20 protein-coding genes and 1 riboswitch are annotated in these 20,710 nt (G+C 68.5%); of the genes, 4 read left to right on the forward strand and 16 right to left on the reverse strand.

All coding sequences use genetic code 11. The annotated features are described in order from the left end of the window. The first annotated feature begins 15 nt into the window (after positions 1-15). The 3 genes from D6T63_RS02645 to D6T63_RS02655 all read left to right on the forward strand — a co-directional run bounded on the left by D6T63_RS02645 (position 16) and on the right by D6T63_RS02655 (position 3,032). Positions 16-1,371, forward strand: a complete 1,356-nt coding sequence (locus tag D6T63_RS02645; protein ID WP_120147443.1) for an ABC transporter ATP-binding protein — start codon at positions 16-18, stop codon at positions 1,369-1,371. 234 nt (positions 1,372-1,605) lie between these two features. Next, positions 1,606-2,019 (forward strand): hypothetical protein, encoded by a 414-nt coding sequence (locus D6T63_RS02650; protein ID WP_147394288.1) that lies wholly within the window; start codon positions 1,606-1,608, stop codon positions 2,017-2,019. Between the two features lie 26 nt (positions 2,020-2,045). After that, positions 2,046-3,032: a hypothetical protein gene (locus D6T63_RS02655; RefSeq protein WP_235830503.1), complete on the forward strand. Its 987-nt coding sequence runs from the start codon at positions 2,046-2,048 to the stop codon at positions 3,030-3,032. A gap of 42 nt (positions 3,033-3,074) precedes the next feature. On the opposite strand, the gene D6T63_RS02660 is transcribed toward D6T63_RS02655, so the two are convergent. The 10 genes from D6T63_RS02660 to D6T63_RS02705 form a co-directional block, all read right to left on the reverse strand. Then, on the reverse strand, positions 3,075-4,172 hold the full coding sequence (locus tag D6T63_RS02660; RefSeq protein ID WP_120147445.1) for an SDR family oxidoreductase: 1,098 nt from the start codon (positions 4,170-4,172) through the stop codon (positions 3,075-3,077). 115 nt (positions 4,173-4,287) lie between these two features. Continuing rightward, a complete protein-coding gene (locus D6T63_RS02665) occupies positions 4,288-6,270 on the reverse strand; it encodes an NHL domain-containing thioredoxin family protein (protein WP_120147446.1) in 1,983 nt (660 codons plus the stop codon). Beyond that, positions 6,267-8,402, reverse strand: coding sequence for a cytochrome c oxidase assembly protein (locus D6T63_RS02670; protein ID WP_407923692.1), 2,136 nt, complete (start codon positions 8,400-8,402; stop codon positions 6,267-6,269). Before D6T63_RS02670 ends, D6T63_RS02665 begins: the two co-directional genes overlap by 4 nt. Positions 8,403-8,555: 153 nt before the next feature. Further along, positions 8,556-8,834: an HU family DNA-binding protein gene (locus D6T63_RS02675; protein WP_104181350.1), complete on the reverse strand. Its 279-nt coding sequence runs from the start codon at positions 8,832-8,834 to the stop codon at positions 8,556-8,558. 268 nt (positions 8,835-9,102) lie between these two features. Further along, positions 9,103-9,408 (reverse strand): 30S ribosomal protein S14, encoded by a 306-nt coding sequence (gene rpsN / locus D6T63_RS02680; protein ID WP_104116235.1) that lies wholly within the window; start codon positions 9,406-9,408, stop codon positions 9,103-9,105. A 2-nt stretch (positions 9,409-9,410) separates the two neighbouring features. Next, positions 9,411-9,578 (reverse strand): 50S ribosomal protein L33, encoded by a 168-nt coding sequence (rpmG, locus tag D6T63_RS02685; protein WP_019481734.1) that lies wholly within the window; start codon positions 9,576-9,578, stop codon positions 9,411-9,413. Beyond that, positions 9,578-9,814 carry a 50S ribosomal protein L28 gene (rpmB, locus tag D6T63_RS02690; RefSeq protein WP_120147448.1) on the reverse strand — a complete coding sequence of 79 codons (237 nt, stop codon included), beginning with the start codon at positions 9,812-9,814 and terminating at the stop codon, positions 9,578-9,580. The genes rpmG and rpmB overlap by 1 nt, the downstream gene beginning before the upstream one ends. Before the next feature lie 307 nt (positions 9,815-10,121). Beyond that, the gene (locus tag D6T63_RS02695; protein WP_120147449.1) at positions 10,122-11,264 is read right to left on the reverse strand and encodes a glucose-1-phosphate adenylyltransferase family protein; all 1,143 of its coding nucleotides are present in this window, start codon (positions 11,262-11,264) and stop codon (positions 10,122-10,124) included. Positions 11,265-11,304: 40 nt separating this feature from the next. Then, on the reverse strand, positions 11,305-11,943 hold the full coding sequence (locus D6T63_RS02700) for a MarR family winged helix-turn-helix transcriptional regulator (RefSeq protein WP_120147595.1): 639 nt from the start codon (positions 11,941-11,943) through the stop codon (positions 11,305-11,307). A 101-nt stretch (positions 11,944-12,044) separates the two neighbouring features. Further along, entirely contained in the window at positions 12,045-12,827 is a 783-nt protein-coding gene (locus tag D6T63_RS02705) for an SGNH/GDSL hydrolase family protein (protein WP_120147596.1), read from the reverse strand. A gap of 57 nt (positions 12,828-12,884) precedes the next feature. Here D6T63_RS02705 and D6T63_RS02710 point away from each other — a divergent pair, with 57 nt between their 5' ends. Beyond that, positions 12,885-13,913 (forward strand): diacylglycerol/lipid kinase family protein, encoded by a 1,029-nt coding sequence (locus tag D6T63_RS02710; protein WP_235830504.1) that lies wholly within the window; start codon positions 12,885-12,887, stop codon positions 13,911-13,913. A gap of 83 nt (positions 13,914-13,996) precedes the next feature. On the opposite strand, the gene D6T63_RS02715 is transcribed toward D6T63_RS02710, so the two are convergent. The 6 genes from D6T63_RS02715 to D6T63_RS02740 form a co-directional block, all read right to left on the reverse strand. Then, positions 13,997-15,049, reverse strand: a complete 1,053-nt coding sequence (locus D6T63_RS02715; protein WP_147394289.1) for a M23 family metallopeptidase — start codon at positions 15,047-15,049, stop codon at positions 13,997-13,999. 3 nt (positions 15,050-15,052) lie between these two features. Next, positions 15,053-15,256, reverse strand: a riboswitch (cyclic di-AMP (ydaO/yuaA leader). Positions 15,257-15,437: 181 nt separating this feature from the next. Then, positions 15,438-16,490 carry a siderophore-interacting protein gene (locus D6T63_RS02720; RefSeq protein ID WP_235830505.1) on the reverse strand — a complete coding sequence of 351 codons (1,053 nt, stop codon included), beginning with the start codon at positions 16,488-16,490 and terminating at the stop codon, positions 15,438-15,440. Further along, a complete protein-coding gene (locus tag D6T63_RS02725) occupies positions 16,487-17,407 on the reverse strand; it encodes an ABC transporter ATP-binding protein (protein ID WP_120147452.1) in 921 nt (306 codons plus the stop codon). The genes D6T63_RS02720 and D6T63_RS02725 overlap by 4 nt, the downstream gene beginning before the upstream one ends. A gap of 1 nt (position 17,408) precedes the next feature. After that, entirely contained in the window at positions 17,409-18,452 is a 1,044-nt protein-coding gene (locus tag D6T63_RS02730) for a FecCD family ABC transporter permease (RefSeq protein WP_120147453.1), read from the reverse strand. Positions 18,453-18,478: 26 nt separating this feature from the next. Then, positions 18,479-19,462 (reverse strand): FecCD family ABC transporter permease, encoded by a 984-nt coding sequence (locus D6T63_RS02735; protein WP_235830531.1) that lies wholly within the window; start codon positions 19,460-19,462, stop codon positions 18,479-18,481. 222 nt (positions 19,463-19,684) lie between these two features. After that, positions 19,685-20,695 (reverse strand): glutathione S-transferase family protein, encoded by a 1,011-nt coding sequence (locus D6T63_RS02740; protein WP_120147455.1) that lies wholly within the window; start codon positions 20,693-20,695, stop codon positions 19,685-19,687. Between the last annotated feature and the right edge of the window lie 15 nt (positions 20,696-20,710).

The following is a 20,710-nucleotide window of genomic DNA, read 5'->3' on the forward strand; positions in this document are numbered from 1 at the left end:
TAAAGGATTCGCACCATGGCTTCAATCACTCTCAACCACCTGGTCAAGAAATACGGTGACGGCTTCCCTGCCGTCAATGACGTCAGCATCGATATCGCCGACGGGGAGTTCATCATCCTCGTAGGCCCGTCCGGCTGCGGCAAGTCCACCTTGCTACGCATGATCGTGGGACTCGAGGACATCACCGACGGGGACCTCCTGATCGACGGCAAGCGCGTCAATGACAAGGCGCCCCGTGATCGCAACCTCGCGATGGTGTTCCAGAACTACGCCCTGTACCCGCACCTCACGGTGTACGAGAACATCGCGTTCCCACTGCGCCTGGCCAAGGGCAAGCACTCCGAGGAGCAGGTGGACAAGCTCGTCACCGAGGCCGCCTCAACGCTCGAGCTCACGGACCACCTGCAGCGCAAGCCCGCGAACCTCTCCGGCGGCCAGCGGCAGCGCGTCGCGATGGGACGCGCCATCGTTCGCCAGGCGGACGCCTTCCTCTTCGACGAGCCGCTCTCCAACCTGGACGCGAAGCTCCGCGGCCAGATGCGATCGGAGATCTCCCAGATGCAACGGCGCCTCGGCGTCACCTCCGTCTACGTTACCCACGACCAGACGGAAGCCATGACCCTCGGTGACCGCGTGGCCGTACTGAAGAAGGGCGAGCTGCAGCAGATCGCCTCACCGCGCGAGCTGTACGAGCAGCCCGTCAACCTCTTCGTCGCCGGGTTCATCGGTTCGCCGTCCATGAACTTCCTGCCCGCCACCGTCGAGGGCAATGTCCTGAAGACCGCCCTCGGAGACCTCGACCTTCCCGCCGAGAAGGCCCGGAAGGCCGCAGGCAAGAAGGTGGTCCTCGTCGGCGTCCGGCCCGAGTTCTTCGAGGACGCCAAGCTCGTGGAGGACCACAAGCGGTTCAACGGCTCCACCTTCAGGGCGACACTCACGCATACCGAATGGCTCGGGAACGAGCAGTACGGCTACATCAACTTCGATCCGGCCCCGGAGATGCGCGAACTGCTCAACAACCTCGCGCGGGATATGGACGCCGACGAGTTGCGTCCACAGGTGGTCGTGACGCTGGATGCCGCCAGCCGGATCCGCGGCGGCCGCGAGGCGGAGATCTGGCTGGACACGCGCAAGCTCCACCTGTTCGACGCCGAGAGCGGCGAGAACCTGACACGCGATGCGGAGGCCGGTGCCGAACTCACGCGCGAGGCGGGCGAGGAACGGGCGGAGGAGATCGCAACAGCGCAGCAGGCGGACGGGCAGGCCGCCGGCGGAGGTTTCGGCACGTCCACGCACGGGAACGGGAACGGCACCACCGTCGATGCCGGTGCGGGTCGCTCGGGCGGCGCGACGGCGGCCCGAGGCAAGTAGTCCGGAGGCTGACAGAGCCGGAAACGAGCACATCCTCGCGAGCTGTACAGACAGGACCGGCACCCGGCAGGGCGCCGGTCCTGTCTGTGTAGTCTGGCCCTATGGTCGAACACGACGGCGCCGAGCAGGCCGCCGACCCCACCCCCGGACACGTCGTCGAGGGTCCAACCCTGCACCTCGGGGCAGCCGGCACCAGGGTTTGCAAGCGGAAATGGTGCTGAGGAACCGTCGCCCGTGTCTGGTGCGCCTGGACGCACGCCGGTGATCGCCCTCGAGATCGTCAGCTCCACGCTCGTGGCGCTGGGCCTGGGGCTCCTGATAGCGGCGCTCACCATCCGGCTGATCTACGGCTCGTGGACCAAGACGCAGGCCATCACCTTCGAGCACGAGGGCCATCCCTACCTCCGCTGGCACGACCACCGGTATCGCATCGTCGAGGCCCTGTGGTCCAGCGGCACGCCACGGCGCGGTAGGGGTTCAGCGGCGCCCCAGCCCTGGACGCCGGGCGAGGACGTCACGATCTACTACCACGCGCGCCAGCCGACCCACTGGTCCCTCGACGAGCCGTATCGCGGCACCCGGGTCATCGCCGTCGTCGGGCTCGCCTGCGCCATCTCCGGAGCACTGCTCGGCTTCCTTCCCGCCTGACGCAGCTCAGCCGGTACCGTGGTGGGGTGCAGACAACCCCGGTCGTGAAAGTCCTCGCAGCCTGGCTGCTGGTACTCATGCTCGTCGGCGCCGCGTTCTTCGCCACCGTCTCCGTGATGAATGGAAAGCTCTACAGCCCGGAGCATCAGGTCAGGCTGTACCTCGATGCGCTGCGCGACGGTGACGGCGGCAAGGCGCTCGGGCTGCTGAACGCCTCCGTACCGGAAGGCTCCAACCCCACGCTGCTCGACGGTGATGCCCTCCGCAGGGCGAGCGAACCCCTCGAGAACCTGGAGGTGGGCGACGCGCGCCGGACCGCGAACGACCGCGTGGAGGTACCCGTGACCTACACCCTTGAGGGAGCCGAGGCCACGAGCGTCTTCGCCCTCGAGCGCACGGGCACCGAATGGGGATTGTTCAACGTGTGGGAGTTCGAGCAGACGGTCCTGCCGACCGTCGAGGTCACGGCACTGAACAGTGTGGAGGCGGCGGTGAACGGGGTCGACGTCGGCCTCCCCGACGGTAGCGCGGCCCTCGCCGCCTTCTACCCGACTTCCGTCACCGCGCAGTACGAGGGCAAGTATTTCTCCGCACCGGAGCGTCACGCGACCGTGACGAGCCGGGAGACACCGCCGCCGCCCCTCGCGCTCGCCACGGAGGCGACGCCCGAACTGATCCGGGCCGTCGACGACCAGCTTCACGCCTTCCTCGACGGCTGCGCCGAACAGACCGTCTTCCAGCCGACGAACTGCCCGTTCAACTACCCCACCAACGAGCGGCTGGCCGGCGACATCTCCTGGACCATCGAGGAGTATCCGGCCGCCTCCGTCACCCCGAACGACGGCGGCTGGCTGCTCGCCCCCCTCCGCGGAAGTGCCCGCATCGAGACGCAGCTCAGGGACTTCTTCTCGGGCGAGGTCCGGGACGTCTCGGAATCCGTCCCGTTCGAGTTCACCGCCGATCTCACGGTGAGCGAGGACGCCATCACCGTCACGCCCGTCGTCCGCTACTAGCCTGCTACCGGGTCTCGTCGACCCAGCGGCTTCCGGCACTGGTCAGGGGATGAGATTCTCGGCTCGATAGCGCTCGAAGAGGCCGATGAACGCGTCGACGGTCCTCCGGTACCCGGTGAAGCCGGCCACACGGCTCTTGCCCATGTCCGTGACCACCTCGATGTCGCGGCCCAGGTCGCCGTCCGTGTGCCACCAGGATGCCACCCGATCCAGTGCAGGCTCCACGAGTCCATGGCGCTCCGCCAGTTCCGCCCACTGCGCTTCCCGTCCGGCCATGGCCTGCTCGAGCGGGCGCGGCGCCTGATCGAAGCCCTCCCAGCTGACACCGAAGTAGTCGGCAAGCTGCGGCCACATCCAGCGCCATCGGAAGACGTCCCCGTTGACGATGTTGAAGGCCTCATCGGCGGCGGCACGGGTGGTCGACGCCCAGACCATGTGCTCGGCGAGGAGCGCGGCGTCCGTCATGTCGGTGAGGCCGTTCCACTGCGTCTCCGAGCCGGGGAACACGAAGGGCTCACCCGACTCCCGGCACAGTGATGCCTGCACGGCGAGGGTCAGTCCCATGTTCATGGCGTTGCCGACCGCGTGCCCGATCACGGTGTGCGCGCGATGCACCGACCAGGTGAAGCCCTGCTCGGCCGCTGCGGCGAAGAGCTCGTCCTCCTGCGCGTAGTAGAAGTTCCGGACGGGCAGGCGCGGCTCCTCCTCGTGGAACGGTGTGTCCGCCATCTCGCCGGCCGCATAGGCCTCGAAGGGGCCGAGGTAGTGCTTCAGTCCCGTCATGAGGGCCACGTGGGCGATCCCCTTTCCGCGGAGGGCGAGGAGCAGGTCCCGGACCATCCCGGCATTGACCCTGATGTTCTCCTCCTCGGTGTCCTGCCGGGACCAGGCGGTGAAGAAGACGTGCGTCGGGTGCTCAGGGGCGAGGGCGGCAGCCACCGCTTCAGCCGACGGCAGATCCGCCGGGAGCCAGCGGACGCCGTCGCGCGCGGCACCAGGCCTCCGGGACAGGGCGAGGACGGGCCAGCCGTCCGCGGTGAGCTTCTCGACGAGCGCCGAGCCGGCGATGCCCGTGGCTCCGACCACGAGTGCCGTGCGTGGTCCGTCGTGTGCTGTTGCGGGTGCGGTGTCGATGGTCATGCGCTCCTTCTGTGCTGCCGATCAGTCGTCGGCGGGATTTCTGCGGGTGCCACAGGGCCCTGTCGCGGTTCCTGCTTCCACCGTCGGCTGCGCAGGGAGTGGACCACGGAACCGATCAGTCGAGGCCGCGCAGGTCCAGGGTCAGCTCGGTGCCGCCGTCGGCCGTGACAGTGACCGGGATGCCCCAGTCCTGCTGGTACAGGTGGCAGGCGGCGTGGTCGGGGATGTCGCCGCCGGGCTCGCCGTCGCAGGAGGCCGCCCGTGCGGTGATGTGCAGGACGCCGTCGCCCGCGTCCGGGGAGAGTACGAGCTCCCGCGTCAGGCCCGTGGACGTGCCGCCCCCGGATACCAGAAGGGTCTCGGGAGATGAGCTGATCTTCAGCTGGGTAGGATCCCCCCAGCGGTCGTCCAGCTTCTGTCCCCTGGGCGCGCTGAAACGAACGGTCAGGGCCACGGGTTTCGCGGACATCGGTGTCGTGGGTCGCTGGGTCTGCGACGCACCCTCGTCGACGGCGAGCGCCTCCCTGGGCAGCGGCACGCGGATGAGCTGGTGCCGGTTGGTCTCGACGACGATGAGCAGCGGGTCTCCGCCATCGGCCACGGGTGTCATGTCCACCAGCACATCGGACGGTTCGGAGAGTCCCCGGAGCAGCGTGGACACCTGCCGTGTGGCGGGGTCGTAGCGACGGACGGCGCCGTTGTAGGTGTCCGCGATGGCGATGGAGCCGTCGGGCAGTGCGGTCACGCCGAGTGGGTGCTGCAGGCGGGCCTGGTCGGCATCGCCGTCGCGGAAGCCGAAGTCGAAGAGTCCCGTGCCGACGGCTGTCTGCACCTGGATCCGGTTGCGCCCGTTGACTTCGATGAAGGACAGGAGGCGCACGGAGGAAGTCTCGGAGTCGGCGATCCAGATGGTGCCGTTGGCATCCTCTGCTAGGCCGGAGGACTGGGCGAACCAGGCCGCGGAGGCATCGCCGTCAAGCAGTCCCTCGAGCCCGGTGCCGGCGAGGACCTCGACCGAGTGGGTACGGGGGTCGTAGGTGAAGATCTGGTGCGTGCCGGCCATGGCGATGACGACCCTGTCCAACACGGACGAGTAGAGGACGTCCCAGGGTGACGACAGCGAGACGTCCAGCGCGTCCGTGCCGAGCTGCGTCTCCGTCAGGCGCGGGGTCACGCTCTCGGCGCCGACCTCGAACGCGTTCTCCTGCCGGCCCGTCTTCGTGTGGTTCCCGGCGTCGAGCAGGCGTTGAATGCCGTTGCCGGCGAGCGTACGCACCTCACCCGTGGCGAGGGTGACCCCGCGGAGGCGGTGGTTCACGGAGTCGGCCACGACGACGTCGTACCCGACCTCGGCGGCCAGCCCGGCCGGCAGCAGCGCGACGCCCTGCGGCTCGTTGAACTGCGCTTCCGCGGCGCTTCCATCCAGGAAGCCCTTGGTGCCGGAGCCGATGGTCCGGCGCACGGTGACGAGGTCCGCTTCGAGCTCGACGAGCCGGTGGTGGCCGGTATCGCCCGCGAGGAACGTGCCACTCGCGGGCAGCGCGAGGAGTTTGCCCGGGAACTTGAGGTCCCCCGCCGCACTCTCGGTGGGGACGTAGGGGCCGTCGCCACGGTGGAGCGTGCCTTTCGCCTCGTGCTCGGTGACGAGCTCCTCGACGAGGGACGTGAGCCCCGCGGCGTGCCCCTCCCCGGAGAGGTGCGCCACGATGTAGCCCTCGGGATCGATCACCACGAGCGTGGGCCAGGCACGGGCCGTGTAGGCCTGCCAGGTGGTCAGCTCCGGGTCGTCGAGGACGGGGTGGTGGATCTCGTAGCGCTCGACGGCGGCAGCGAGGGCTGCCGGATCGGCCTCGTGCTCGAACTTCGGCGAGTGCACGCCGACGGTGACGAGGACGTCCGAGTACTGCTCCTCCAGGGGCCGCAGCTCGTCGAGGACGTGCAGGCAGTTGATGCAGCAGAACGTCCAGAAATCGAGGACGACGATCTTTCCTCGCAGGTCCTCGAGCTGGAGCTGCTTCCCGCCCGTGTTGAGCCAGTTACGGCCGGTCAGCGCTGAGCCGCGCACGCGGTAGCCGGTGCGCACGGTGGTCTCGGTCATTCATCGTCTCCTGCGGTGGTGGTCGTCCGCGCCGTGGATTGCTGCGCAGGAGGCCGGGGTCCGGCGTCGCGCACGGCGAGGTCGGCGAACATGCTGTTGTAAGCCGTGAGGTCGGCGTCGTTATTCCTGTCCGCCGCACGGTCCTTGCGTTTCGTCTCCCTCGCGTCGGAACGGGACCATACGACGGCCACCCCGATCGCGAGCAGGAGGGTGGGGATCTCACCGACCCCCCAGGTGACAGCGCCACCCACCTGTTGGTCGGCGAGGGCGGAGGCACCCCACTCGCGGCCCATGTTGCCGAACCAGGAGGCTTCGAGGAGTGAGGTGGATCCCATGAGCGTGACGCCGAAGAAGGCGTGGAACGCCATGGTCGCGAAGAGGAGCAGGATACGCATCGGGTAGGGAGCCCGGAACGGCACCGGGTCCGAGCCGATCATCGAGAGCACGAAGATGTAGCCCGTGATGAGGAAGTGGGTGATCATCAGCTCGTGTCCGACGTGCTCACGCAGGGCGAATCCGAACAGCGGAGAGTAGTAGAACACGATGATCGACGCGACGAAGTTGCCCGCTGCGAACAGCGGATGGGTGATGATCCTCGACGGCCAGGAATGCACTATTACGAGGATCCACTCCCGGAGGCCGCGGGTACCGTCACGGCGCGCACCGAGCGCCTTGAGGGCAAGGGTCACGGGGGCGCCGAGGACGAGGAACAGCGGCACCACCATCGTCAGCGCCATGTGGTCGACCATGTGTGCGCTGAAGAGGACCATCCCGTAGACGGCGGGGGGCCCGGAGGTGAAATAGGTCAGGAGAGCCAGGCCCACTAGCCAGCTGAGGAGCTTCACGACGGACCAGGAATCCCCACGGCGGTGGAGCTTGACCATCCCGAGGACGTAGGCGACGCCGAAGGTCAGCGCGACGGTGATCCACAGCCAGTCGGGCCGCCACTCCGTCAGCCAGCGGGCCATGGTCGGCTCCGGCGGGAGATCGTACCCGGTGAGGATCCGGGCCGGGCCCGCCTCCGTCGGCAGCACCTCGGAGCGGGGCGGGGCCGTGCGGCCGAGGGCTCCTGCGACGCCGGACACAGCGGCCATGATGACCAGCTCGACGGCGATGAGCTGCCACAGCACTCTGCGTGCCGAGAGCTTCGACGCGGCAGTGCCGGATGAAGCCTCGAGCTGCGGGATGATCCACTGCCGGTGCATCCAGCCGATCCCGCCGAGCAGCAGGGTGGCGACTGTCTTGAAGGTGACGAGCAGGCCCCACTCGGAACTGAGCTGTGCGAGGTCGGTGATCCGGAGGCTCGCATTCACCACGCCGGACGCCATCACGAGGATGAACGCGAAGCCGGCGAGGGCGGAGAACCGCTTGAGGACAGGCAGTGCCTGGTTCCCCAGCGTGCCGCTCACCACGGCCAGGGAGATGATGCCGCCGACCCAGAGGCAGACGCCCACGAGGTGGAGTGCGATCGAGTTGACGGCCGCGTTGTGGTCATCGCCACTGGCGGAGTGCCCGACCAGGGCAACGGGCAGCAGGTTCAGCAACGCCAGCACCAGGGTCAGTGCCAGCCCGGTCTGTGAACGCACCCCGAACAGGATGGTCGCGAGGACGGCGGAGGCTATCGACGTCACGAGCCACGCACGACCGGTGGAGAAGTCGGTGAGGAAGGCCGCGAGGCCCTGCGTATAGGCGGGGTCGGTGCTGAGCGGCAGTCCCGCGGCGTCGGAGTAGGTGAAGACCATGACTCCGAGCGCGCCGATGGTCCAGGCCACCGCGGAGACGGAAGCCAGGATCAGGACGCGGGAGAACGCGGGATGCTCGGCTGCGGTCTCCTTCGGCTTGCGTCCGCCCGTGCCTGCCGTGCGAGGCAGCATGACGACGGCGAAGACGAGGGCGCCGATGGTTCCGGCGGCCGCCGTGTTGTTCAGGACCTTGGCGACGGGCAGGCCCCACCGGGTCAGGGCGCCGGGATCTCCGAGCTGCCGGGCTGCTGCTGCACCCGAGTAGAACAGGGCGACGACGAGCGCGGCAAGCATGACGACGCCGGCGAGGACCAGCCAGCCCGTCGCGACGGCGCGCTCCGAAGAGGCGGTGGCGAGGGTTTCGCGCGGTTGCTTCGCAGTAGTCGACACGTACACCATTCTCTACCCGGAGTAGAAATAGGGCCAATCTCCTGGTGGTTCCCATCGTGGGGTCCCACCGCGTGCCCGACACGCCCGATCATGACGAAGGGCCGCCGCCGTCATGGCAGCGACCCTCCGGTCATGCGGGAATGTTCCTGCGAATTACTTGGCGGAAGCCTTCAGCTTCGAGCCTGCGGTCAGCTTGACGCTGTGGCCCGCGGCGATCTGGATGGTCTCACCGGTCTGGGGGTTGCGGCCGGTGCGTGCTGCACGGCTGGTGCGCTCGACGGCGAGCCATCCGGGGATGGTGATCTTCTCATCCTTGGCGATGGACTCGGCGAAGACGTCAAACAGGGCGTCGAGGACGCCATTGACGGCGGCCTGGCTGGTGTCGGCCTTCGCCGCTACCTCGGCAACAAGTTCACTACGGTTTTTAGCCAATTTAGGTCCTCCTGGACGTCACTCTTCGGAACGAGCTTTTCACGGTATTCGAAAAGCCTCTGTCCGAAAACCTATCAGCTTGGGCGCCCTCTTCCGCGTGTTTACGCGGCTTTTCAGCATAAACCCGCCGTTTCCAGGGGTGTTTTACGCCTCGTCCGACCGCCGTCGTCGAAACGCAGGAAGCCGGCAACCCGGAGGTTGCCGGCTTCCCGGTGTCACCGCTCGAAGCGGATGGAGGTACTGCGAGGGCATGATGCCCCGGCGACTGCTACCAGCTCGACTTGGTCACGCCGGGCAGTTCGCCACGGTGGGCCATGTCGCGGAACCGGATGCGTGAGATACCGAACTTCTGGATGGTTCCACGGGGACGACCATCGATCTGGTCGCGGTTGCGCAGACGCACCGGTGAAGCGTTGCGGGGAAGCTTCTGCAGGCCGAGGCGTGCCGCTTCGCGTGCTTCGTCGGTGGCGTTCTCGTCGACGAGGGTCTTCTTGAGCTCGAGGCGCTTGGCCGCGTAGCGCTCGACGATGACCTTGCGCTGCTCGTTACGAGCAATCTTTGACTTCTTGGCCATGGTTAGCGCTCCTCTCGGAATTCGACGTGCTTGCGGATCTTGGGGTCGTACTTCATCAGGACCATGCGGTCCGGATCGTTACGACGGTTCTTGCGCGTCACGTAGGTGTAGCCCGTCCCGGCGGTGGACTTCAGCTTGATGATCGGACGTACGTCCTTGTCCTTTGCCATTAGAGCTTCACACCCCTCGCGAGGATCGATGCAACGACTGCCTCGATGCCGCGGACGTCGATCGTCTTGATGCCGCGGACGGAGACCTGCAGCGTCACATTGCGGCGCAGGGAAGGCACGTAGTAGCGCTTCTTCTGAATGTTGGGGTCGAACCGGCGCTTATTGCGGCGGTGCGAGTGCGAAATGCTGTGTCCAAAGCCGGGCTCGGCTCCGGTCACTTGGCAGTGGGCTGCCATAACTCTCCTCCAGATTAGATGAACGTGACGGAATCACTTGTTGAGCGTCCCGCCACCAGTAATGACACCGCTATTACTGCAGCTTTCCGGAGGTTGACCCGGCAGGGTGAGAACCTGCCAGAGTGCCTCGCCGCGGGGAAGACGGTGAAGATTAGGCGGCGCGCGGCCTTGCGGCCGGCACAGCCTTAAATTCTAGGTAGTCACGGGTAGCCGGGCAAATCCCATCCTGTCCAGGGAACAGGGCGGCACCCGCCGTAGCCAAACGCCTTACCATACTACCGACAGGATCTGGCTTGACCAAAACGGATCAGTCACTCGTCGTGCCGTGGCGGTCCACGACGGCGGGCGTGTCCGGACCGGCGCCGATGCGCTCCCCGGACACGACGGCGTCCGAATCGACGATCGCCCACTTCACAACCGCCCCTTCCTCGACCCGCACTCCGCCCAGCAGCACCGAATCCTCCACGACCGCCCCGGCTGCGACGGAGGCCCCCGACCCGATCACGCTCCTGCGGACGGTGCCATGCACGGCGGCCCCCGGCGAGATCAGCGAGGTCACGATCACGGCCCTGTCCCCGACGAACGCCGGTACCACCTGCGGCGGCTCGGTGAGGATCGGCCAGTCCGCTGCTCCGAGGTCGAGGCCCTTGCCCTCCACGAGGTCGAGGTGCGCCCGGAGATAGTTGGCCGGCGTCCCGAGGTCCCGCCAGTAGCCCTGGAGCCGGTGCTCGACTACCGCGTGCTGCTCCACGAAGTGCGGTACCAGGTGGTGTCCGTAGTCCCCGAGGCCGTCGTTCTTCCCGCTCAGGTGGTCGAGTGCATCGAGCAGCGCCGCCGTCGAGTAGAGGAAGATCTCCGCTGCCACGATGCTCGTCCGCGGGTCCTCCGGCTTGTAGGCGAAATCGGTCACGCTGCCGTCGTCGTCGACCGACACCACGCCGTGCTGGGAGGCGTCGCCATCGAAATCGACGGTGACCATGGTGAGGGAGGCGCCTGCCCGCAGGTGGGTGTCGACGACGTCGCGGTAGTCGAGGCGGTACAGGTGGTCCGAACTGAGCACCAGGACGAGGTCGGGCGCGAAGTCGCGGATGAACGCCGACTGCCGCAGCAGTCCGTCCGCGTTGCCCTCGGCGAACCCCTCCCCCTCGTGCCCGCTGAAGGGAGGCAGGACGAGCAGGCCGCCCCGCGTACGGTCGAGGTCCCAGGGCCTGCCGTTCCGGAGGTGGTCATTGATGGTCTTCGGCTGGTACTGCTCCATGATCCACACGTCGGAGATCCCGCTGTGGTGCAGGTTGGACAGGGGGATGTCGATGAGCCGGAAGCTGCCACCCAGCGGCATCGCCGGTTTGGCGCGGTGGTCCGTCAGGACCCCGAGCAGTCCTCCGGCCCCGCCCGCCAGCACGATCGCGAGGACGCGGGGCTGGTGCCGGAACTGTACCTGCTGGTCCATCTGCTGTCCTGTCCTGGAGTCTCGGCGCACCGCTGGCGGCCTACTGACCGCTGCCGCGAAGCTGCGGTTGGGCGGATCCGCCATTCCGTCCCGTGGCGGAGCCGTCCTCTGCTCCCCCGGCGTCCTCAGCTCCCGCGGCATCCGCGGCATCACCCAGGGGGCGCACCGTGGAACCGCCGGCCACCGCTGCTTCCGCGGCGGCCTCGCCGTCGGAGAGGATCCAGTGCGCACTGTCCATTCCCCGGAGTATCTTGCGCCCCACCCGCTCGAGGTCGGCGACGTCCTGCCGGTCGAGGGCGTCGAACACGGTGGAGCGGACCTGGGCGACGTGCGATACGGCGAGATCCGTGAGCATCCCGAGTCCTGCGGGGGTCAGCGTCGCGGTGGTCACCCGTCCGTCGGAGGAGGACGGCAGCCGGAGGACCCAGCCTCGCGCCTCCAGCTTCTTGACCACGTGGCTGAGCCTCGAGAGCGACGCCGCCGAACGTCCCGCCAGTTCACTCATGGGTAGGCTCGTGTCCTCGGACTCGGAGAGCATCGCGAGGACGTGGTAGTCGAAAAGGGTGATGCGCGCTTCCCGGAACAGATGGGCATCGAGGCTCGAGGGGAGGAGCGACGTCAGCGCATAGAGTGCCAGCCACGCCCGCCGCTCGTCGGGTGTGAGCCAGTGCGCCGCCATCTGGTCATTCTGGCACATCGGCTCCAAGGCCGGCTGCGGGCTCCCACGCCGCCCTGCAGGGGTTGCAGGGCGGGCGTTCCGGTGAATGCTCCGGGCCGCCCTCAGGCCGTGATCGATGCCCAATGCGGGTGGACCGGCGTCGGATATTTGGGCAGGAGGTCATCGCCCGAGGAGGCCCCACGGAGGCGCCGGCCGACCCACGGCGTCAGGTACTCCCGCGCCCACTGCGCGTCCGCTCGGAGCTGCTCCGCGCGCTTCAGCGCGGGCCGGGCCTCGAGCTCGGGCAGGTCGATCCGATGCGATGCCTTCAGCGCCTCGAGCACGCGGGCGGCCATGAGCGTGTGACCGGCGGTCGACATGTGCATGCGGTCCACATCCCAGTAGCCCCAGTCCTGGAACTCGCGCAGGCGCCAGTAGTCGACGATCGTGGCGCCTCGCGTGTCGGCGATCTCGCGCACCCACTCGTTGTAGACGGCCGTGCGCCCCCGGGTCTTGCCGAAAACGGCGGACCCCGAGGCATCGAACCCCGTGAACAGCACGACGTCGGTGCCCGCCTCGCGAAGGCGGCCCACGCCGTCGTCGTACTCGGCCATCAGGGCGTCGATGTCGACGCGCGGCCTCAGGATGTCATTGGCGCCGGCGTAGATCGTGACGAGCGTCGGCTGGAGCGCCAGAGCGGCGTCGATCTGCTCCCCGAGGATCTGGCGCATCTTCTTGCCGCGGATGGCCAGGTTGGCATAGAACCAGGACGGATCGGCCAGGATGAGCTGCTCCGCCACGCGGTCCGCCCAGCCGCGGACGCCGTTGGGTGACGCCGGGTCCCAGTCGCCAACCCCTTCCGTGAAGGAATCGCCGAGGGCCACGTAGCGCGAGGTGTTGGTCACGTCCAAAGATTACCCTCGGCGCGGAGGGCAGCGGGATAAGCTCGTCGAGGCCACCCGTTGACATCACGCACGAAGGACATCATGCCGACCGACGCTACTCCCGAGGCGACCATCGATCAGGGCTCCGAGGCCGGTTCGGGCGGCCGTCGAGCCGCCCTCATCATCAATCCGATCAAGGCCACCACCATCGATGTGGAGGGCGCCGTCCGGCGCATCTCCGCGGAGGACGGTTGGGACGAACCCCTGGTCATCGAGACCACGGAGGACGATCCCGGTCACGGCCAGGCGCGCCAGGCGCTGGATGCGGGAGCGGACCTGGTCATCGCGGCCGGCGGGGACGGCACGGTGCGGTGCGTCGCCGAGGAGCTCGCCGGGAGCGGCACCATGATGGCCCTCGTCCCGCTGGGCACCGGGAACCTGCTTGCGCGCAATCTCGATATCGCCGTCGACGATCCGGACGCCGCCGTCGAAGCCGCCTTCCGTGGCACGGAGCGCAGCATCGACGTCGTGCACGTGACCGTGGACCGCGCGCAGGATGCACACGTCTTCCTCGTCATGGCCGGCCTCGGCTACGACGCCGCCATCATGTCCGACACCCGCGACGACCTGAAGGACAAGGTGGGCTGGCTGGCCTACGTCGACGCCGGCATCAGGAACCTGCCGGGCAGGCCCGCCCGCACAACCATCTCGGTGGACGGCGGCAAGCCCTTCGAGCGCAGGCTCCGCAGTGTCATGGGCGGGAACTGCGGCAAGATCATGGGTGGCCTCGAGATCTTCCCGGGCGCCAGGATCGACGACGGTCGGATGGACCTCATGACCGTGGCGCCCAAGGGCAAGCTCGGCTGGCTCGCCGTGGCCGGAAAGCTGTTCGTCAAGGGCAAGGGCTCGAGCAAGGACCCCTCCCTCGAGTACTTCCAGTGCCGCACTGCTGAGGTCACCTCGCGGGAGCCGCTGGAGGTCCAGCTCGACGGCGATCCGCTCGGGAAGGCGAGGCACATGGCCTTCGAGGTGAAGCCTGATTCACTGCGGCTCCGGATGCCTCTCGGCTACAAGGATCCGGCCGTCGTGAGCGAGCCCCTGCCCTAGGACGCGCGCGAATCCCGGCAGCGCGGGTGCCGGGCTCGCGGGCGCCCGCTGGTCCGGCCTGCTGCTGTAGGGCGAGGCGCGCGCTACAGCCAGGGCTGCGGGTCGACCTTCTCGTCATTGACCAGGACCTCGAAGTGCAGGTGGCAACCGGTGGAGTTGCCCGTGCTGCCGACGGCACCGAGGAGATCGCCGCGCTGCACCGCCGCGCCGACCGGCACCTCGAGGGCGCTCAGGTGGTTGTACGTGGTCTTGAGGCCGTCGCCGTGGTCGATCACGATGCGCTGGCCACCCCCGTATGCGTGCCAGCCGGAATCGGTGACCGTACCCGGGTCGGCGGCCTTGACCGGGGTGCCGCAGGCACTGGCGTAGTCCTGCCCGGTGTGCAGCTCCGAATCGGGCCCGCCCATCGGGTTGATGCGGTACCCGAAGGTGGACGCGACGACAGGGCTGTCCACAGGAACGCCGAAGGCCTTGCGCTCCTGCGCTGCGGGTGCAAGGGAGGCAGAGAGAGCCCTGGCGGTGGCAATGCCCGGTGCGATGCCCTCGGCCGCCGGCCCAGCGCTCTCGAGGCCGAACGCGACCGTCGCTCCAGCGGGAGCGGTCACCGCCGGCGCGATCGCGGCGGCACGGGTGTGGGTGGGTGGCCCGACGGCCACCTCAGAGGCAGCGGTCGACGCCGCGGGGACCACCGCTCCCATCAGCAGTCCGGCGGAGGCGAGCACCATCCCGCCGGTCGCCGCGTTCTCGCGCAACCGCTCGAACGGCTTGGGGACGCGTCCTGCCCGGCGGGCCGGCGCGGATCGGCGCGCACCGGGTGCCGCCTCGCCGCTCGCGGCCTTCTCCTGCTCGCGTAGCTCACGGCGCGTCAGGGACGGCGGAGTCGGTGACACGGCTCCGTCCTTCGATCGGGCAGCAGCGGACGCCGATGTGATCTCCGCACAGGAGTGCTCGACGAAGGAGGGAAGCTCCCGCTCGCGGAGTGATCGGCGGCTCGGCAGGAGGGTCTGGACCGAGGCGGAGGGGGCGGAAGGGGCGTGGGTCGCCGATGCGTGGGCAGGGCGGTGTGGCAGCGGGTGCTGCTGGTGAGCGCGATCTTCGGACGCTCGACGGCGCCCCGACGTAACCGTCTGGGTCAACTGCTTACCTCTCTGAGGACGCCCGCGAAGTTAGCTGTCGGATTCGAGCAAGAGTTGACTCGGCCCCCTCGGCGCGGCCGAACTGCGGCAGACCGCAGGAGGACCGTGCTGATAAGCAATGCGTGAGGGCTTCACCCCGAGGCGGCTCGCACCGCCGGAATGTGGATCCTCCACCCCTGTCACAGATTGTTCAGGCGGTCCGCTGACAGGGTTAAGCGTGCGGACCTGGTTCAAGAAACGAGCTTCGACTGCTCAAACCCTAGGCCACGGAACACGATGTAACAATTCCGTTATCCCAACTGTGGATGATCCGTGCCATAATCCTTTCCGCCATCGGGAACCTGCGGGAAGGCATGGGAAAACCTGCGCCAGGTCCTTCGTCGACCCCTCAGGCGAGCTCGGCCCGGCCCTTGCGCCAATAGCCCATGAAGGCAACCTGCTTCCGGTCGACACCGACGTCGCGCACCAGGTACCGGCGCAGTCCGCGCACTAGGGCTGCTTCTCCCGCGATCCACGCGTAGAAGGGTTGGGTGCCGGGAAGGCGCCCCGGGTTGACCGTCGACTCCACGATGGCCGTCTCGAGGCGCTGGGGCGTCTCCCACAGGATGGTCCGGTCGATGTCGACATCCTCCGGTTCGCTGCCGCCACTCGCGGCCCCCGACCCCGAGAGCGAGACCCAGCCCGGTACGCGGACGGCGTCGCGGACCGCGGCCTCGAGCAGCTCGCCGTGCGAGCGGCCACTCCGCGTCAGCCAGGTGATGGCCACCAATGATCGCGTCGCGATCCGCTGGATATCCCGCTCGTGGGGCACCTCGAGGAACGCCCGTCCGCTGATATCCTCGGGAAGCGCCTCGAGGATGGCGCTGATCGCGGGCACGGCCGTCTCGTCTCCCGCCAGGAGGACGTGCTGCGCGAGGCCCGGGCTCCACTCGATGCCACCGTAGGCGCCCGCCGTCGTGCATTGCGCCGCCGACGAGTTGGGGCCGATGATGCAGACGCGGTCACCTGGCCGGACTGCAGCAGCCCACTCCGCCGCAGGCCCGCCGCGGCCGTCGCCGTCCAGGTGCATCACGAAGTCGACGTCGATCTCCGGGTTCGCACCGCCGCACCGGAACTCGCGCACGGTGTAGGTGCGCATGGAACCGCGTTCCTCGGCGTCCATGCCGAGCCACGCCTGGTACCAGCTCGAGCCTGAGCGGCCGCTCATGATGCCGGCGATGTCCGGGCAGTCGCGACCCGGGGACGGGATGACGATCTTGATCCGGAGGTCCAGGGTGTCCCCTGCGACGCCGAACGATTCGAGGCAGGCTCCCCCGAAGGTGATGCGGCGGAAGGTCGCCGTGAGGTCCTGGACGGCGGTGACGACGACGTCGAACGCAAGCACCATCGGCTCGGTATCGGCGGCGGTCCGCCTCGCGGTCCGCTCTGTCACGTCGGTCATGATGCTGCCTCCACTCGTGCAGGAACCGTGTCCTGCGGATTGGGTCGGTAGCCCCGTACCGCCGCGGCGGTGGGGGAGGTCGGGGAAGGCGTGGCGGTCCCCGGCCCGTGGTGCCTGCCGATGGGAACAACCATCGGTGTACGGGACACGGGGTCCTCGATGACGCGGCACTCGAGGTTGAAGACTCCGGAGACCGTCTCCTCGGTCACGACCGCCGACGGTGGCCCCTGTGCCACGATCCGACCGTCGCGCATGGCGATCAGGTGGTCCGCGTACCGCGCGGCCAGGTTGAGGTCGTGCAGCACCATCACCACGGTGGTGCCCGAGCGCCGGTTCAGGTCCGTGATGAGGTCGAGCACCTCGACCTGGTGCGTCACGTCGAGGAAGGTGGTCGGCTCGTCGAGGAGCAGGATGCCGGTCTGCTGCGCGAGTGCCATGGCGATCCAGACGCGTTGGCGCTGCCCGCCGCTGAGTTCGTCGACGTTGCGGTCGGCGAGGCCCAGCGTGTCGGTTGCCTCGAGTGCCGTCGCGACGGCGTCGTCGTCCTCCGGTGTCCACTGGCGGAACCAGCCCTGGTGCGGGTAGCGGCCGCGGCCCACCAGATCCGCGACGCTGATGCCGTCCGGGGCCACGGGCGTCTGCGGGAGCAGGCCGAGGACTCGGGCGACGGCCTTCGTGGACTGTGAGTGGATGTCGGAGCCGTTCAGCACCACTGCGCCGTCCACGGGCTTGAGCAGCCGGGCCAGACCACGGAGCAGGGTCGACTTCCCGCACGCGTTCGCGCCGACGATGACGGTCACCTTGCCCGCGGGCAGCTCGACGGTGAGTCCGTCCACGACCGCCCGCTCGTCATAGGCGAGTGTCAGCCCCTCGGCAGACAGCGTGTTCGCCGCCGTCGGATCCTTGCGTGGACCCATATCAGCCTCCCTGGCCTCTGCGGTTGGCGGTGGCGAGCAGCCACAGCAGGAATGGTGCGCCGAGTGCGCCCGTCACGACGCCGACGGGCAGCGAGGTCCCCGGCAGGACGTTCGCCGCGGCGAAGTCCGCGCCGAGCACGATCACCGCACCGACCAGCCCCGCCATGCCGAGCGAGGGCCGGTGGTCGAGCAGGCGCCGGGCGATGGGTCCCGACAGGAAGGCGATGGACGCGACGGGGCCCGCGGCGGCCGTCGCGAAGGCAGCAAGGGCGACGCCGGTGAACAGGAGTCCCAGCCGCGACGCCTCGACCCGGACCCCGAGCCCCGCTGCGGCGTCATCGCCCAGTTCGAGGCCCTGCAGGCTGCGCGACAGGATGACGGCCGCGGGCAGCAGGACGACGAGGGCGGCGACGAGCACGGTGGCGCGGTCCCAGTTGCTCGAGTTGAGCGAGCCGTTCAGCCAGAGGACGGCCTCCGAGGCGGTGCGGAGGTCGGTACGGGTGATGAGGAAGCTGACCAGGGCGTGCATGACCGCCGCGAAACCTATGCCCACCAGGATGAGCCGGTACCCTGCCACTCCCCCGCGACGCGAGATGAGGTAGATCGCCGCGGCCACCACCACGGCTCCGATGAGCGCCGACAACGACACCGCGGTGCCCGCGGCTCCGAAGAGGACGATCGCCGCCACGGCCGAGGCACTCGCGCCGTAGCTGATACCGATGATGTCCGGACTGGCCAGCGGATTCCGCAGCATGGTCTGGAACACCGCACCCGACATACCGAAGGCCACGCCGATCAGGAGGCCGATGACTGCGCGTGGCAGCTTGTTCTCCAGGACGATGAAGCTCGCACCCGGGATGTCGGCGCCACCGAGGATGCGCAGGAAATCGGGGATGGTGACCGTATAGGTGCCGAGCAGGACGTTCACCGCGAACAGCACGACGACGACGCCCGCCACCGCGCCCAGGCGGGTCGCGGTGGTGCGACGCCGTCGGGCCCGGATGGCGCCGAGCCCCGCCCCGCGGTCGGGCGAGCTGCGGGGCACAGCGGGAACGCTCCTGACCGAGGTGCTCACAGCTGGGCCATGTTCCGGCGGCGGACGAGCCAGATGAATACCGGCGCTCCGACGACGGCGGTCATGATGCCCACCTGGACCTCGCCCGGCGGGAGGATGACGCGGCCGATGATGTCGGCGCCCAGCAGAAGCACAGGCCCGAGGAGGGCGGAGAACGGGAGGATCCAGCGGTAGTCGGCGCCGACGACGAGCCGGACCATGTGCGGGATGACGAGCCCGACGAAGGCGATCGGACCTGCCGCAGCGGTCGCCGCGCCACAGAGGATCACGACTCCGAGGGCGGTCATCGCGCGTGCGAGGCCGACGTTCTGGCCGAGGGAGCGGGCGACGTCGTCCCCGAGTGCCAGGCTGTTGAGCACCTTGCCCGTGGCGAGCGTGAGCACCAGGCCCGCGAGGAGGAAGGGTGCCACCACCCCGATGACGTCCCATCCCCGGCCGGAGAGGGTGCCGACCTGCCAGAAGCGGAAGGCGTCGAGCGTCTCCTGGCTGGAGACCAGCACCGCATTGGTGAGGCTCGCGAGCCCTGCTGCCAGGGCCGCACCGGCCAGCGCGAGCTTGACCGGCGTCGCGCCCTCGCGCCCGAGGCTCGCTACCGCGTACACGGCGAGTGCCGCCGCGCCGGCGCCCGCGAAGGCGAACCAGATATAGCCGGAGGCGCTGCTGAGCCCGAACAGGTAGATGCCCACGACGACGGCGAGGGAAGCCCCGGCATTGATGCCGAGGATGCCGGGATCGGCGAGCGGATTGCGGGCTACGCCCTGGAGAGCTGCTCCGGCCGTCGCGAGCGCAGCCCCGACGAGGAGTCCGACGATGGTGCGCGGGACTCGCGAGAGGACGACGGCGTGCTCACCGTTGGTGGGATCGAAGGCGGTGACGGCGTCGATCATGGTGCCGATGCCGACTGATCGGGCACCGATGATCAGCGAGGCGATGCAGAATGCGAGCAGGACGAGGGCCGTGATGGCGAGCTTCGCGAGGATGCGTGGGGTGGAGGACCGACGGCGATCCACAGGCCGCCGGCCGGGGGCGTCCTGGAGGGCGGCGGCCTGGACTGCCACGGTGCCTCCCTCGGACGGATGATCGGTCTGAAGTAAGGCTAGCCTATGCTTTGGGCAATTACGAAACGAGTTTGTGGCCTAATACGGAAGGGGGTCGGGCCATGAAGGGGCTGTCGCGACAGCTGCGCGACAGCCCTTTCGCGGCTACGCGGCGGCGGGCGGAGTGCCGTTGCCGAAGGGCCGGCCCCCCAGGGATTCCCTGCCGTGCGGAGTGGTCCACCCGGCGAGGTCCGGGCCCTTGGGCACGATCCCCGTGGGATTGATGTCCTCGTGGACGATGTAGTAGTGCTGCTTGATCTGGTCGAAGTCGATCGTGTCGCCGAAGCCCGGCGTCTGGAACAGGTCGCGGGCATACCCCCACAGCGCCGGCATCTCCGTCAGCTTGTTCCTGTTGCACTTGAAATGGCCGTGGTAGACGGGGTCGAAGCGGACCAGCGTCGTGAACAGACGGACATCCGCCTCCGTGATGGTGTCCCCCACGAGGAAGCGCTGGGCCGTGAGCCGCTCCTCGAGCCAGTCGAGCGCCGTGAACAGGCGGTCGTAGGCGGCCTCGTACGCCTCCTGCGAGCCGGCGAATCCGCAGCGGTATACACCGTTGTTCACCTCGGTGAAGACCCGCTTGTTCACGAGGTCGATCTCCTCTCGGAACGCCTCCGGATAGAGGTCCGGCGCACCCTCCCGGTGGAAGTCTGTCCATTCGCTGGAGAAGTCGAGGGTGATCTGGGGAAAGTTGTTGGTGACGACAGCCCCGGTGGTGGTGTCCACGACGGCGGGCACGGTGATGCCCCGTGAGTAGTGGGGATCCCTTTTGAAGAAGGCTTCCTGCAGGCGCTCGATACCGAGCACCGGGTCACGCCCGTCAGGATCGAGGTCGAAGGTCCAGGAGCGGCTGTCGTGCGTGGGACCGGGGGTGCCGAGGGAGATCGCGTCCTCCAGCCCGAGAAGCCGCCGGACGATGATCGCCCGGTTCGCCCAGGGGCACGCGCGGGCGGCGATCAGGCGGTAGCGTCCAGCCTCGACGGGAAAGCCGTCCGCGCCATCACGGGTGATCCTCGTCTCGATGTACTGGGTGTCCCGCGTGAATTCTTCGCCGGTGGTGACGTAGGCCCCCTTGGTGCTGTGCCCTGACGTGTCGGCCTGCTGCGTATCGGTCATGCTGCAAGTCTAGGT

The organism is Arthrobacter cheniae (assembly GCF_003602275.1).
GTDB classification, from domain to species: Bacteria; Actinomycetota; Actinomycetes; order Actinomycetales; family Micrococcaceae; genus Arthrobacter_D; species Arthrobacter_D cheniae.

Excerpts from the sequence above, each read along its gene's own strand:
- D6T63_RS02740 (WP_120147455.1), bottom strand. The coding sequence starts at position 20,695 with ATGACCGATACGCAGCAGGCCGACACGTCAGGGCACAGCACCAAGGGG.
- rpmB (WP_120147448.1), bottom strand. The coding sequence starts at position 9,814 with ATGGCAGCCCACTGCCAAGTGACCGGAGCCGAGCCCGGCTTTGGACAC.
- D6T63_RS02700 (WP_120147595.1), bottom strand. The coding sequence starts at position 11,943 with ATGGCGGCGCACTGGCTCACACCCGACGAGCGGCGGGCGTGGCTGGCA.
- D6T63_RS02660 (WP_120147445.1), bottom strand. The coding sequence starts at position 4,172 with ATGACCATCGACACCGCACCCGCAACAGCACACGACGGACCACGCACG.
- rpsN (WP_104116235.1), bottom strand. The coding sequence starts at position 9,408 with ATGGCCAAGAAGTCAAAGATTGCTCGTAACGAGCAGCGCAAGGTCATC.
- D6T63_RS02695 (WP_120147449.1), bottom strand. The coding sequence starts at position 11,264 with ATGGACCAGCAGGTACAGTTCCGGCACCAGCCCCGCGTCCTCGCGATC.
- D6T63_RS02645 (WP_120147443.1), top strand. The coding sequence starts at position 16 with ATGGCTTCAATCACTCTCAACCACCTGGTCAAGAAATACGGTGACGGC.
- D6T63_RS02665 (WP_120147446.1), bottom strand. The coding sequence starts at position 6,270 with ATGACCGAGACCACCGTGCGCACCGGCTACCGCGTGCGCGGCTCAGCG.
- rpmG (WP_019481734.1), bottom strand. The coding sequence starts at position 9,578 with ATGGCAAAGGACAAGGACGTACGTCCGATCATCAAGCTGAAGTCCACC.
- D6T63_RS02720 (WP_235830505.1), bottom strand. The coding sequence starts at position 16,490 with ATGACCGACGTGACAGAGCGGACCGCGAGGCGGACCGCCGCCGATACC.
- D6T63_RS02725 (WP_120147452.1), bottom strand. The coding sequence starts at position 17,407 with ATGGGTCCACGCAAGGATCCGACGGCGGCGAACACGCTGTCTGCCGAG.